Consider the following 12,535-nt stretch of genomic DNA (forward strand, 5'->3'; position numbering starts at 1 on the left):
CCCCCTGGAGATACGCCCATGACCAGCACGGCTCCCGAGAAGGCAGTCCCCGACACAGCAGCCGCGCCCGCCCATGCGGTCGAGCTCTCCATCGGCGGCATGACCTGCGCCTCGTGCTCGACCCGCATCGAGAAGAAGCTCAACCGCATGGACGGCGTCACCGCGACCGTCAACTTCGCCACCGAGAAGGCGAAGGTCTCCTACGCGGACGGCATCGAGGTCGCCGACCTCATCGCCACCGTCGAGAAGACCGGGTACACCGCCGAGGAGCCACCCCCGCCTGCGTCCGCCACTGCCGACGAGAGCGAGGGCGAGGCCGCACCGGCGGCGGACGGCGAGCTCCTGTCACTGCGGCAGCGGCTGTACGTGTCGCTGGTGCTCACCGTGCCCGTCGTGCTGATGGCGATGGTGCCGGCCCTGCAGTTCGACAACTGGCAGTGGCTGTCACTGACGCTGGCCGCTCCGGTCGTCGTCTGGGGTGCCCTCCCCTTCCACAGGGCCGCCTGGACGAACGCCCGCCACGGTGCCGCGACCATGGACACCCTGGTGTCCATCGGCACGCTCGCCGCGCTCGGCTGGTCGGTGTGGGCGCTGTTCTTCGGGCATGCCGGGATGCCGGGCATGCGGCACGGCTTCGAGTTCACCGTCTCCCGCGGGGACGGCTCCTCCTCCATCTACCTGGAGGCCGCTGCCGGGGTGACCACGTTCATCCTCGCCGGGCGCTATCTGGAGGCGAAGTCGAAGCGCAAGGCGGGTGCCGCCCTGCGAGCGCTGCTGGAGCTGGGCGCCAAGGACGTCTCCGTACTGCGCGACGGCAAGGAAGTACGCATCCCTGTAGCGCAGTTGGCCGTGGGCGACCGCTTCGTCGTACGGCCCGGCGAGAAGGTGGCCACGGACGGAACCGTCGTCGAGGGTTCGTCGGCGGTGGACGCCTCGATGCTGACCGGCGAGTCCGTGCCGGTCGACGTGACCGTCGGCGACGCCGTGACCGGCGCGACCGTCAACGCGGGCGGCCGACTGGTCGTCGAGACCACCCGGGTCGGCGCCGACACCCAGCTCGCCCGCATGGCCCGGCTCGTCGAGGACGCCCAGAACGGCAAGGCCGAGGTGCAGCGCCTCGCCGACCGGATATCGTCGGTCTTCGTTCCCGTGGTCATCCTCATCGCGCTCGGCACGCTGCTGACCTGGCTGTTCGTGACCGGTGACGCCACCGCCGCGTTCACCGCCGCCGTGGCCGTCCTGATCATCGCCTGCCCCTGCGCGCTGGGGCTGGCCACCCCGACCGCCCTCATGGTCGGCACCGGCCGCGGCGCCCAGCTCGGCATCCTCATCAAGGGCCCCGAGGTCCTGGAGTCCACCCGCCGCGTCGACACCGTCGTCCTCGACAAGACCGGAACCGTGACCACGGGCCGCATGCAGCTCCTGGACGTCTTCACCGCGCCGAGCACGGACGAGGGCGAACTACTGCGGCTGGCGGGTGCGTTGGAGCACGCCTCCGAGCACCCGATCGCCCAGGCCATCGCGGCCGGGGCCGTCGAGCGAAGCGAGACAGGGGTCCCCCCTGCCGAAGGCTGGGGGAGGGCCGGCAGTCTGCCGGTGCCGGAGAACTTCGAGAACATCGCCGGCCTCGGCGTCCAGGGCGTCGTCGACGGACACGCGGTGCTCGTCGGCCGCGAGAAACTCCTCAAGGAGTGGGTCATCGAGCTGCCCCGGGATCTGGCCGAAGCCAAGGCCGCCGCCGAGGCCGAGGGGCGCACCGCGGTCGCCGTCGCCTGGGACGGCGAGGCACGCGGTGTCCTCACCGTCGCCGACGCGATCAAGGACACCAGCGCCCAGGCCGTGGCCGAACTGCGCGCACTCGGCCTGAAGCCCGTCCTGCTGACCGGGGACAACCAGCTCGTCGCCGAGTCCGTCGCCCGCTCCGTCGGCATCGACGAGGTGATCGCCGAGGTCCTGCCCGAGGACAAGGTGGAGGTCGTCAAGCGGCTGCAGGACGAGGGCCGTACGGTCGCGATGGTCGGCGACGGCGTCAACGACGCGGCCGCCCTCGCCACCGCCGACCTGGGCCTCGCGATGGGCACCGGCACGGACGCCGCGATCGAGGCGGGCGACCTGACCCTCGTACGGGGCGACCTGCGGGTGGCCGCCGACGCGATCCGCCTCTCCCGCAGGACCCTCGCGACCATCAAGGGCAACCTCTTCTGGGCCTTCGGCTACAACGTCGCGGCGCTGCCGCTCGCCGCCCTCGGCATGCTCAACCCGATGATCGCGGGAGCGGCGATGGCGTTCTCGTCGGTCTTCGTGGTGACCAACAGCCTGCGGCTGCGGTCGTTCAAGTAGGCCTGAGAACAACGCTGCTGATCGGAGGGGCCCGGCCTTGCTGGCCGGGCCCCTCGGCGTTGAGCCGCTCCGCTGTGACGTTCAGAGCTTCGTGACGCCAGTTCTCCGTCGCTCTCTGGTGCGTTGGAAGGCTGCGGAACGCGTCACCGCAGGGGCGGAGCCAGGGAACAAGCCGGAGCGAGCAAGGCCGGGCCGGCGGTCAGGTGGGGGTGTTGGGCCGGGCCAGTCCAAGGTCGTAGGCGAAGATCACGGCCTGGATCCGGTCGCGGGCGCCGATCTTCGCGAGGACGCGTCCGACGTGGGTCTTGACCGTGGACTGGGACAGCACCAGCCGGTCGGCGATCTCGGAGTTGGTCCAGCCGCGGCCGATGGCGACCAGGATCTCGCGCTCGCGCTCGGTGAGGGAACGCAGCCGGGGATCCTGGTCGGCTTCGCGGCCGTGCGGGATGCCCGGCAGCTGGTGGGCGTAGGCGTCCAGGAGGCGGCGGGTGAGCCCGGGGGCGATGACCGCGTCACCGGAGGCGACGGCGCGGATACCGGCCAGGAGTTCCTCCGGGAGGGCGTCCTTGAGGAGGAAGCCGCTGGCGCCGGCGCGCAGTGCGGCGTGGGCGTACTCGTCGAGGTCGAAGGTGGTGAGGACCAGTACGCGGGAGCGGCCGCCGGCGGCGACGATGTGCCGGGTGGCCTCGATGCCGTCCATACCGGGCATGCGTACGTCCATGAGCACGACGTCCGGGCGTAGTTCGGCGGTCTTGCGGACCGCCTCCGCGCCGTGGGCGGCCTCGCCGATGACCTCGGTCTCGGGGTTGTTCTCCAGCAGCATGCGGAAGCCGAGGCGCTGCAGCGGCTGGTCGTCGACGATGAGCACGGTCGTCATGTCGGGCTGTCCGTTCGCGGCAGCGGCGACCCGCCTGCCGTGGTGAGGTGGAAGGCGGCGTCGACGGCCCAGCCGCCGCCCGGGCGCGGTCCGGCCGTGACCGTTCCGCCGTACAGGGCGGCTCGTTCCCGCATACCCGCGATGCCGTGCCCTTCGCCCTCGGGGTCGGTCGGAGGATGGTGCGCGGGTTGCGGGAGGCCGCCCGCCGGGCCGGTGTCCTCGACGCGGACGTGCAGTTCCTCGCCTTCGGCGGCGACGGTGAGCCGGGCATTGGTGTCGGTGCCCGCATGCTTGAGGGTGTTGGTCAGTGCTTCCTGCACGATGCGGTAGACGGCGAGCTGTATCCCCGCGCCCAGGGCCTCCGGCTGCCCGACTGTGCGGTAGTGGACCTGCGGGCCGGCGGCGCGGACGCGTTCGCACAGCGCGTCGAGGCCGGCGATGCCGGGCTGGGGGCTGAGTTCGCTCGCCATTGTCACGTCCGGTGGGTCCTGGCCGGGCGCCTCGCGCAGCACCGCGAGCGTGCGGCGCAGTTCGCCCAGGGCCTGGCGGCCGGTGCCGGCGATCAGCTGGAGCGCCTGCTTGCCGCGCTGAGGGACGAAGTCCACCGCGTCGGCGCCGCCGTCGGCCAGCCCGATGATGACCGCGAGGTTGTGGCCGACGATGTCGTGCATCTCGCGTGCGATCCGGGCACGCTCGGCGGCGGCGGCCAGCCGGCTGCGCTGATCGCGTTCCAGCTCCAGCCGGGCCGCCCGGTCCCGCAGCGCCACCAGGTAGGCCCAGCCGAGCCGGATGCCCAGGCCCAGGGCGACGGCGGCGGTCGCGGCGCTGCCGAGGAAGAACAGCGCGACGAGCGGGGACAGCGGGACGGGCACGCGCACCGCCGCCAGCCCGAGGGCGGCGAGCACGGCCGCGCAGCCGAACCCCAGATGCCGCAGCCTGCCGTGCCTGGCCAGGCTGTAGAGGGCGATGAACAGGGCGATGTCGCTGTGCAGCGAGACATCCAGCGACCACTGCACCAGGAAGACCGCCAGGACGGCGCCGAGGACCGCTGAAGGCGCTCTGCGCCGCCACAGCAGCGGCAGGATCAGCCCGAGCTGCAGAGCCACGATGCCGTACGGGGGCAGGCCCCCCGTACGGACGAGCGCCACGTGCTGCCGGCCGGTGCGCAGGTCCAGCAGGCCGAAGACCAGCAGGGCGGCCAGCACCAGCGCGGTGTCCAGCACCCAGGGGCGGGCCTGGTCGACGCGCCGCAGCCGACGTGCGACGCGGGTCAGCCACGCGACCTGGGGGTGACCCCACAGGGGGTCCTCGGTCATCACGGTCGTCATGGGCGGCACCTGTCCATCATCGGTGATCCTTCGAGCGACACCTCCAGGAGTTCCGCGAAGGGCGTCGCACACGGGGCGCACCGGGCGGGGCCGTCACGCGTCGCTGCGCATCAGCCGGTAGGCGGCGCCGGCCAGCGCCAGCAGCGTCCAGCACAGCAGCACGGCGAGACCGGCTCCGGGCGACAGCGCATCGGAGGACTGGGACAGGCCGTACATCGACTCACCCGCGTTGCTGGGCAGGTACGGCCCGAGGTCCTGCTCCCAGTCACTCGGCAGCAGAGCGACCAGCCCGGGGATCAGGAGCAGTACGGCGACCAGCACGGCGACGCCTCCCGCGACCGAGCGCAGCACGGCACCCAGGGCGATGCCGATCACCCCGACCAGGGCGAGGTAGACCCCGCCGCCCAGCAGGCTGCGCACCACACCGTCACTCGACAGCGAGAGCGCCACCGGCGTGCCGGAAAGGAAATGGCTGCCGGCCTTGTACGAGACGAAGGCGCCGACGCCGCCCACGGCAAGGGCGACGAGGGCGAGGACCGCCGCCTTGGACCACAGCACCGGGAGCCGACGCGGAACCGCCGCCAGCGTCGAGCGGATCGTGCCGGTGGAGTACTCCCCCGCGGTGACGAGCACTCCCAGGACCCCCAGCGCCAGTTGGCCGAAGCTGATCCCGAACAGGGCCAGGCTGACGGCTGTGGCACCGGCGAAGTGCCCCTCCACGGGCCGGCCCGCCTCGCTCTGGGACGCGTACCGTGCCGCGGCGATCAGCCCGAAGGCCAGAACGAACAGCAGCGCCAGACCGAGGGTGATCCAGGTGGAACGCAACGACCAGAACTTCGACCATTCCGAGCGCAGGACCCGCCAGGACGTCACCTTGTAGACGGGCCGCTCGCTGCGCACGGGGCTCTCGTCGGGAGCGGGGGCCTGGGTGACGGTGCTCATGCTGCGCTCCCGCTCTTCTCGGTGGCGTCGGCCTCGCCGGCGGCGCGTCGGCCAAGGGTGGTGCTGCCGTGGTACTCGACGGCGTCGCTGGTGATGTCCATGAACGCCTGCTCCAGCGAGACCGTCTGGGGGGTGAGCTCGAACAGGGCGATCCCGGCCTCGGCCGCCCTGATCCCGATCGTGCGCGCCGACAGCCCCGTGACCTGCAGCTCCTCGGAGCCCGCACGGCCGGTGATCTCCACGCCCGGACCCGCGAGGACTTCACGCAGGCGGCCGGGGTCGGCGCTTGCCACCTTCACACTGTCGCCACCGGCCTGGCGGACCAGATCGTGGACGGTGGTGTCCGCGAGCAGCCGCCCCCGGCCGACGATGATCAGGTGGTCGGCGACCTGCGAGATCTCGCTCATCAGATGCGAGGAGACGAAGACGGTACGGCCCTCGGCGGCGAGATCGGTGAGCAGGTTGCGGATCCACAACACACCCTCGGGGTCCAGGCCGTTGACAGGCTCGTCCAGGATGACCGTGGCCGGGTCGCCGAGCAGCGCGGCGGCAATCCCCAGCCGCTGGCCCATGCCCAGGGAGAACGCACCCACGCGCTTCCTCGCCACAGAACCCAGGCCCGTCAGCTCGATGACCTCCTCCACCCGGCGGCGCGGGATGCCGTGTGTGTGGGCCTGCGCCATCAGGTGGGCGTAGGCGGTGCGGCCGGGATGCACCGCCCTGGCCTCCAGCAGCGCGCCGACCTCCTGCAACGGCGCGGCGTGCCGCGCGTAGCGGCGGCCGCCCACGGTGACCGTGCCCCCGGTGGGGGCGTCCAGCCCAATGATCAGCCGCATGGTCGTGGACTTGCCCGCGCCATTGGGCCCGAGGAAGCCGGTGACGGCACCGGGCCTGACCGTGAAGTCGAGCCGGTCCACCGCCGTCTTCTCCCCGTACCGTTTCGTCAGCTGATACGCCTCGATCATCGCGCCTCCGTGGCAGAACTCCGACGGACCCCGCCGGCCCGCGTCACCGCCCACGCTAGGCACGGGTGCCGCCCGCCCCGTAGTACCCGGGGGCCATCCGGAGCACGGGCGTCGTACCGCGGTACCACAGGCGGCAGGCAACGCTCGCCCGGCAGCTGTACACGCAGAGCATTCCGGTACGGACATCGCCACCATGCTCGGCGCAGTCCCGCCACTGTCTTCCGCCACCTCGACAGCGGTCCGGTACTTCAGTCGCCGAGCGGCCAGTGATCACCCCCGTGCCGAGCACGGGCCGGGATCACGTGCGCAGCAGCCGCTCGACGGCCTGCGCAGCCTCGGCGACCTTGTTCCGGGACACGTCCCCTCCCGCCGCCATGGCCTCGCGCACGCAGTGCTCCAAGTGGCCTTCCAGCAGTTGCATGGCCACCGCCTGGAGAGCCTTGGTGGTCGCCCCGACCTGGGTGAGCACGTCGATGCAGTACTGATCCTCCTGCACCAGGCGCTGCAGGCCGCGGATCTGGCCCTCGATGCGACGGAGTCGCTTGAGGACGGCGTCCTTGTCGTCGTGGTAGCCCGGTGACGCCTGCTCGACCTCGGCTTGCTCAAGCTGCCTCATACCCCCCAAAGGTATTACCTGGCGGCGCCGGACGGAAGCCGGACGCACCTCCCCGCAGGAGGCCCGGGGTCCGGCTGCAAGGGCCTGAGCCTGCCGGGCAGTCGAAGGCTCCTCCTGCCGCGCGCCCTCCCCGCCGTCCCACCGCCCCCTTGCGGTCGCTCATCGCCGACCCGCCCTGCCTGGCGTGACTCGACAGGTGGCCAGGCGGGTCGGCCCGGCGTCTCCCGGTGCCGCGGACGGCGTGTTCCGTCGCCCCGGCTCGGCGTGGTTGCTGCGCTGCCTGTATCACGTCCGGCCGGTCAATCGGCGGCTGACAGGACGGGGATGGACGTCATGAACGACGACAACGAGTGCGCCGGGCACCTGTCGAAGCAGTCTCGGCTCACGCGCGTGCGGCAATCGGCCCGCAGGTGGCAGACCGGGCAGCTTGTGCGGCGCTGGGGGCGCCGGCTCTCTTCGGGGCACTCAGTCGCCCACCAGTGAGGAGCTTCCAGGCATTTCAGGCTGTGTACGTTGGCGATGAATACGGCAAAGCGAGTCGCTGCACCCATCGCGCATCAACATCAAACGCCCACTCGGAAGCTGTGTCCTACCTTCTCTCCGCGGGTCACCGCGCCGGGAAGCTTCGCATCGGTGAAACCCGAGAGCCCGGCCGGTGTCGTGGCGGGGGCTCCACTGACACCGGCCGGGCGTTCGCAGGGCGACGGTTACTGGTGACGTGCGGCATCCACGTCGGCAGTCGGCGCGAGGCCGGGCCGGTGGCCGTCTGCGTCCGTGGCACCTGTGCCGCGGACCACGGACAGGAAGTCCCGCAGCGTGACGAGCTTGAGGCCCGTCCGGCGGGCCTGCTCCATGTGGTTGCGCTCCGGATAGGAGTAGTACGAGCCGCCCTCCGGCTGGGGCCGCGCCTCGTCGAGGAGGCGGTCGAAGTCGGACAGGACCTCGTCCAGTATCCCGACTCCCGCACGGTTGACCCAGGAGTCGTTGAACAGGACACTGCGGCCCGCGGGCGGGACGGTGGTGCGCTGGGCGAGGACCGGGCCCGCGTCGATCTCCCGGTTCTCGATCAGATGGGCCGAGATGCCGAAGGGTGTGCCCGGCTCCAGGGCGCTGAAGAGGGTGGGGAACAGGCCGCGGCAGTGCGGCAGGTAGGCGGCGTGGACGTTGATCACCGCACGCTTGGGGGCGGCGATCACGCGTTCGCGGATGATCTGGTCGAACCAGTAGATGACGATGAAGTCGAGGTCGGCAGCCTCCAGCCTGGCGGCCACCTCGGGCGAGTTCACGTTGCCGGTGTTGATGTACTCGATGCCGTGGGCCTCGCAGAGTTCCCGGACGCCACGGCGCGTGCTGCGGCCGCCGCGCAGGCGAGCGAGCAGCCGGTCGGCCCGGACCGCGGCGGGGTACAGCATGAACGAGTACGGCACACTGACCGGCAGGAGCGGCTCGAACGAATCGACGACAGCTCTCGGATGCCCGTACAGGGCAGGGCAGGATACCCCGGGGGTAACTGGCAACCAGCGGGCGCCACTCACCCCCACACGGCACTCGAGCGCTACCCGCGCCCCTCCATAAGACCCCGCATCCACGGCTCCGCAAGCGACTTATTAAGCTCCTTAGAAGCTCAGATCAAGCCGTCGTGAAGGAGGCAGCCGTGGCCCCACCGGCACGCCGCACGCATTCCGTCCCCGCGGTGCCACCGGCGGACCGAGGCGTCAGCCGCACACGGGGTCGTCTCCAGGTCAGGCGGCGGGCGGCGGGCCTGGTCGCGGCCGCCCTGCTGCTGACCGCGTGCGGGACGGGTACGACATCCGGCTCGTCGGACACCAAGAACGCAGACGCGACCGGCACCCGTCAGGCACTCACCCAGTACCCGCCCGGCAAACGGACCGCGGCCCCGATGCTCAGCGGAAAGACGATCACCAGCGGCCGACTGGACCTCGCCGATCTGCGCGGCAAGGTGATCGTGCTCAACGTGTGGGGTTCCTGGTGTGCCCCGTGCCGGGCCGAGGCACCCGACCTCAAGAAGGCGTCCGAGGAGACATATGACCTCGGCGTGCGGTTCGTCGGCATCAACACACGGGACAACGACGCGGCCGCGAAGGCCTTCGAGCGGAACTACGGCATCACGTACCCCAGCTTCCGCGACCCCGACGGCAAGCTCCTCCTGGGATTCGACGGACGCATCCCGCTGTCCGCGGTTCCCAGCTCCGTGATCATCGACCGTGACGGACGAATCGCCGCCCGCATCATCGGCCCGACGACCTACACCACGCTGAGCGAGCTGGTGAAGGGCATCGCCGCGGAGAAGAACAGCGGAGGTGCGGCCAAGTGACACTCGCCGCCGGCGTCGGGGAGACGGTCCTGGCGGGCCCGCTGCTCCTCGCCCTCCTGCTGGCTCTCGCCGCGGGAGCCCTGTCCTTCTTCTCCCCCTGCTGTCTGCCCCTGGTTCCGGGTTACCTCTCGTACGTCGCCGGCATGTCCGGCGCGGGTGCCACCGATGCGGCGAGGCGAACCGCCCGGTGGCGCGTCCTGGTCGGCTGCCTGCTCTTCGTCGTCGGTTTCGCCGCCGTCTTCACCAGCTACGGCGCGCTGTTCGGCGGAGCGGGCGCCGTACTGCTGGTGCACCAGCGCACGCTCGGCATCGTGCTGGGCTCGCTCACCATCGTGCTGGGCCTGGTCTTCGCCGGGCTCCTCGACAAGCTGCCGCCGGCCGGATTCAGCTGGCGCCCCTCTTTCCGGCCCGGCGCGGGCCTCGCGGGCGCGCCGGTGCTCGGAGCCCTCTTCGCGATCGGCTGGACACCGTGCATCGGCCCCACGCTCGCGGCCGTCCTGTCCCTGGCGGCGGACAGCGCGAGCGCCGGGCGCGGGGCCGTCCTCTCGTTCACGTACAGCCTCGGCCTCGGCATTCCCTTCCTGCTCGCGGCGGCGTCGTTCGACGGCGCGATGCGGCGCTTCACGTGGGCGCGGCGGCACGCGCGGGCCGTGATGCGCTTCGGCGGAGTGCTGCTGGTGGCGGTGGGAGTCATGCAGGTGACCGGCTGGTGGGGGCAGCTCATCGCCCAGCTCCAGACACTCATCACCAGCTTCCAGCTCCCGCTGTGACCCGCCCGCCGCTTTGGAGAACAGGCCAGTTCTCCGCCCGGAGAAGACGCCGAGCTTGACCGGCATGGGCGACTCCTGCTCATCGTCCCGTCCCGGCAGCGCCAGAAGCGGCCCCGCCAAGTCGGCGGACCGCCATCGCCCGCATCGCCGCAGACCAGGGCAAGCGGCGTCTCTCAGGCGTCGGATTCGCCGCCGCCCAGCGAAGACGGCGAGGAGGCCGACGCCTGGGGTCACACCCCCGGCGCCTCGTCGCGGAGCGTCGAGGCCGGCAGCGGTTCCGCCGGCTGCGGAGCCTCCCGTTGCAGCAACCGCATCATCCTCCGCGCCAGGAGGGGGTCCACCGGCAGCGCGTGCGCCGCGAACCAGCGGGCCGCTTCAGGCGCCGGCGACGGCTCCACGAACTCCGGTCCGGCGAAGTCGTCCAGGGGCGGGTCGTACACATACCCGCTCACCACACCGCACCGCTCCAGACGCGCCACCAGCCCGTCCCGGTCGCGCACCATCAGGGGTACGCGGAACAGCGGCGGCACATGGCGGTCCTCAACCCCCTCCGCGACCGCGCCCCGCACACCCGCGGCGGCCCACACCGTGCCGCCCAGCAGCCTCGTCCCCGCACGGCGCCGGGACAGGTCCGCGTCAAGGCCGCTCATCCGCCGCCGCAGCGCGTGCCGCAGAAGGCGTCCGTGCTCCCTGCGGTATCCGTGCAGATCGACTCGAACCCAGCGATCGAAGGCCATCAGGTCCGGTCTGCGGCCCGCCGCCTCCCGCAGGTGCCGTTCGTGCAGCTCCATACGGAAGTGCTCACGTTCCAACAGCCCCAGGGCGCACATGGTCCGCCACACGGGCCGGACCAGATGGAGCCGCTGTACCGCGGAGCGCGCGACAGGACGCAGGGCGGCCGCCAGGTCCTGACGCAGCTGTCGCGGCGCCAGAAGCTCATCGCGCAGGTCCTCCAGCGCCTTGCGGTCCCCTGGATCCTCCGGCGCCAGGAATCCGCCACCGGTCGCCCCCGCATGCTTGCCCAGGCTGAAGGCCGCGGCCGTTCCGAAGGTGCCGATCGGGCGGTCGCCCACCGTGGTGCCGATCGCATGTGCCGCGTCCTCCAGGAGAGGGATGCCCATGCGGTCGCACCGCGTGCGCAGCCCGCCGGCGTCGTCCGGCATCCCGTAGAGGTTGGTCGTCAGGACGGCGTCAACGCTGCGCCAGGTCGATTCCGGCACCGCGCGGACGTCGATGTTCCCGTCCCGGGGGGACACAGGCGCCAGTACGGGGCGCAGCCCCGCCGCCAGCACGACGAACAGCATCACGTCGTCGTTGACCGGCGACATCAGCACGCTTCCACCGAGAGCGCACCAGCGGCGCAGTGCCAGGTACACAGCCAGTCGGCACGACGGGACGTACACACATGCCCGGCCGAGCCGCTCGCGCATCAGATCCTCGAGGGCGCCGCCGGCCGAGAGCGACGGACGTGGTGGCTCTCCCGACCGCACAGCTCCCCCTTTGCTTCGGTATGGCATCCCGAGACCTCCGGGGGCCCGGAGAGGTGCGCGATGACCGGCTCCCAACCGGTGATCCCTGCGCGAGGCCTCGATGGTGGGATGTGAACGAGAACACTAATTACGTTAGTAAGTGAGGGCAAGGATGCCACGCCCGACCCGCACGCGAAGGCCCCACCACCGACATCGCCGACCGAACCACAATCGGCCACACCCGCCCCCACCCCGGAACGCGACAGCGAGCAAGTCGTCACCTTCCGCACGCGGCCGCACGCGACTGGCGCCGACTTCCCGCATTATCTAAACTTCTTAGTAGATTGCAGTGGGCTCGTCGAGCGACCCACAACCCACCGGGAGGAGACACTCATGCCTCAGTTTCTGTATCCGCTGCTCCTCCTGGCCTGCCCGATCGGCATGGGCCTGATGATGTGGCTCATGATGCGAGGAGGCTCGCATCCCTCGCGGCGGAACGAATCGGCATCGACCCCGACCGAGCTGGACGAGCTCCGCAAGGAAATCGCCGAGCTGCGCTCCGCACAGGCCACCCGGAAAGACACGCACGAAACCCTCCAGAACTGATCTTCAGCCCCATGGCCGCGCCGGCGATTCTGATCGGCGGCCTGCTCCTGGTCGCGATCTTCTACGACATCTGCCGACTGATCGGCACTTACCAGAGTCGGCGCCCTCCCCTCGCCCGCCTCAGGGGGAGACGCTCGGCGCTTGAGGCCGAGGAGCGGTGGTGCACAGGCCTGCTCCTGCACGGACACATCGACGCGAGCTCCTACCGGCGACGCATGAGCGGCCTTGCCCACGGTCAGCGCGTCGTCGACCCTCGGCCGCGCCCCTGATCGACTCCTTCATTGCTA

Annotated in this window: 12 protein-coding genes; 5 read left to right on the plus strand and 7 right to left on the minus strand. The window is 71.2% G+C overall.

Annotated features, from left to right (window positions below; genetic code table 11):
* Window positions 1-18: 18 nt before the first annotated feature.
* Complete coding sequence (locus SZN_RS04585) at window positions 19-2,340, plus strand: heavy metal translocating P-type ATPase (protein WP_007491841.1); 2,322 nt, start codon at window positions 19-21, stop codon at window positions 2,338-2,340.
* A gap of 199 nt (window positions 2,341-2,539) precedes the next feature.
* Here SZN_RS04585 and SZN_RS04590 read toward each other — a convergent pair whose 3' ends face one another.
* The 6 genes from SZN_RS04590 to SZN_RS04615 form a co-directional block, all read right to left on the minus strand.
* Window positions 2,540-3,217: a response regulator gene (locus SZN_RS04590; RefSeq protein WP_007491842.1), complete on the minus strand. Its 678-nt coding sequence runs from the start codon at window positions 3,215-3,217 to the stop codon at window positions 2,540-2,542.
* Entirely contained in the window at window positions 3,214-4,545 is a 1,332-nt protein-coding gene (locus SZN_RS04595) for a sensor histidine kinase (protein ID WP_007491843.1), read from the minus strand. The genes SZN_RS04590 and SZN_RS04595 overlap by 4 nt, the downstream gene beginning before the upstream one ends.
* A gap of 93 nt (window positions 4,546-4,638) precedes the next feature.
* Entirely contained in the window at window positions 4,639-5,487 is an 849-nt protein-coding gene (locus SZN_RS04600) for an ABC transporter permease subunit (protein WP_007491845.1), read from the minus strand.
* Window positions 5,484-6,452 (minus strand): ABC transporter ATP-binding protein, encoded by a 969-nt coding sequence (locus tag SZN_RS04605; RefSeq protein ID WP_007491847.1) that lies wholly within the window; start codon window positions 6,450-6,452, stop codon window positions 5,484-5,486. Before SZN_RS04605 ends, SZN_RS04600 begins: the two co-directional genes overlap by 4 nt.
* Window positions 6,453-6,750: 298 nt before the next feature.
* Window positions 6,751-7,068, minus strand: a complete 318-nt coding sequence (locus SZN_RS04610) for a metal-sensitive transcriptional regulator (protein WP_007491849.1) — start codon at window positions 7,066-7,068, stop codon at window positions 6,751-6,753.
* A gap of 707 nt (window positions 7,069-7,775) precedes the next feature.
* Complete coding sequence (locus SZN_RS04615; RefSeq protein ID WP_139063523.1) at window positions 7,776-8,480, minus strand: formyltransferase family protein; 705 nt, start codon at window positions 8,478-8,480, stop codon at window positions 7,776-7,778.
* 242 nt (window positions 8,481-8,722) lie between these two features.
* Between SZN_RS04615 and SZN_RS04620 the strand changes: the two genes are divergently transcribed.
* Window positions 8,723-9,403 (plus strand): TlpA family protein disulfide reductase, encoded by a 681-nt coding sequence (locus tag SZN_RS04620; protein ID WP_007491853.1) that lies wholly within the window; start codon window positions 8,723-8,725, stop codon window positions 9,401-9,403.
* Window positions 9,400-10,173, plus strand: coding sequence for a cytochrome c biogenesis CcdA family protein (locus SZN_RS04625; protein WP_007491854.1), 774 nt, complete (start codon window positions 9,400-9,402; stop codon window positions 10,171-10,173). Before SZN_RS04620 ends, SZN_RS04625 begins: the two co-directional genes overlap by 4 nt.
* 230 nt (window positions 10,174-10,403) lie before the next feature.
* Here SZN_RS04625 and SZN_RS04630 read toward each other — a convergent pair whose 3' ends face one another.
* Window positions 10,404-11,603: a DegT/DnrJ/EryC1/StrS family aminotransferase gene (locus SZN_RS04630; RefSeq protein WP_043728156.1), complete on the minus strand. Its 1,200-nt coding sequence runs from the start codon at window positions 11,601-11,603 to the stop codon at window positions 10,404-10,406.
* Window positions 11,604-12,035: 432 nt separating this feature from the next.
* Between SZN_RS04630 and SZN_RS04635 the strand changes: the two genes are divergently transcribed.
* On the plus strand, window positions 12,036-12,248 hold the full coding sequence (locus tag SZN_RS04635; protein WP_007491856.1) for a hypothetical protein: 213 nt from the start codon (window positions 12,036-12,038) through the stop codon (window positions 12,246-12,248).
* An 11-nt stretch (window positions 12,249-12,259) separates the two neighbouring features.
* Window positions 12,260-12,517: a hypothetical protein gene (locus tag SZN_RS04640; RefSeq protein ID WP_007491857.1), complete on the plus strand. Its 258-nt coding sequence runs from the start codon at window positions 12,260-12,262 to the stop codon at window positions 12,515-12,517.
* Window positions 12,518-12,535: the final 18 nt, after the last annotated feature.

This window comes from Streptomyces zinciresistens K42, from assembly GCF_000225525.1.
GTDB classification, from domain to species: Bacteria; Actinomycetota; Actinomycetes; order Streptomycetales; family Streptomycetaceae; genus Streptomyces; species Streptomyces zinciresistens.

Excerpts from the sequence above, each read along its gene's own strand:
- SZN_RS04615 (WP_139063523.1), bottom strand. The coding sequence starts at position 8,480 with ATGCTGTACCCCGCCGCGGTCCGGGCCGACCGGCTGCTCGCTCGCCTG.
- SZN_RS04610 (WP_007491849.1), bottom strand. The coding sequence starts at position 7,068 with ATGAGGCAGCTTGAGCAAGCCGAGGTCGAGCAGGCGTCACCGGGCTAC.
- SZN_RS04595 (WP_007491843.1), bottom strand. The coding sequence starts at position 4,545 with ATGACGACCGTGATGACCGAGGACCCCCTGTGGGGTCACCCCCAGGTC.
- SZN_RS04635 (WP_007491856.1), top strand. The coding sequence starts at position 12,036 with ATGCCTCAGTTTCTGTATCCGCTGCTCCTCCTGGCCTGCCCGATCGGC.
- SZN_RS04630 (WP_043728156.1), bottom strand. The coding sequence starts at position 11,603 with ATGCGCGAGCGGCTCGGCCGGGCATGTGTGTACGTCCCGTCGTGCCGA.
- SZN_RS04605 (WP_007491847.1), bottom strand. The coding sequence starts at position 6,452 with ATGATCGAGGCGTATCAGCTGACGAAACGGTACGGGGAGAAGACGGCG.
- SZN_RS04600 (WP_007491845.1), bottom strand. The coding sequence starts at position 5,487 with ATGAGCACCGTCACCCAGGCCCCCGCTCCCGACGAGAGCCCCGTGCGC.
- SZN_RS04590 (WP_007491842.1), bottom strand. The coding sequence starts at position 3,217 with ATGACGACCGTGCTCATCGTCGACGACCAGCCGCTGCAGCGCCTCGGC.
- SZN_RS04640 (WP_007491857.1), top strand. The coding sequence starts at position 12,260 with ATGGCCGCGCCGGCGATTCTGATCGGCGGCCTGCTCCTGGTCGCGATC.
- SZN_RS04585 (WP_007491841.1), top strand. The coding sequence starts at position 19 with ATGACCAGCACGGCTCCCGAGAAGGCAGTCCCCGACACAGCAGCCGCG.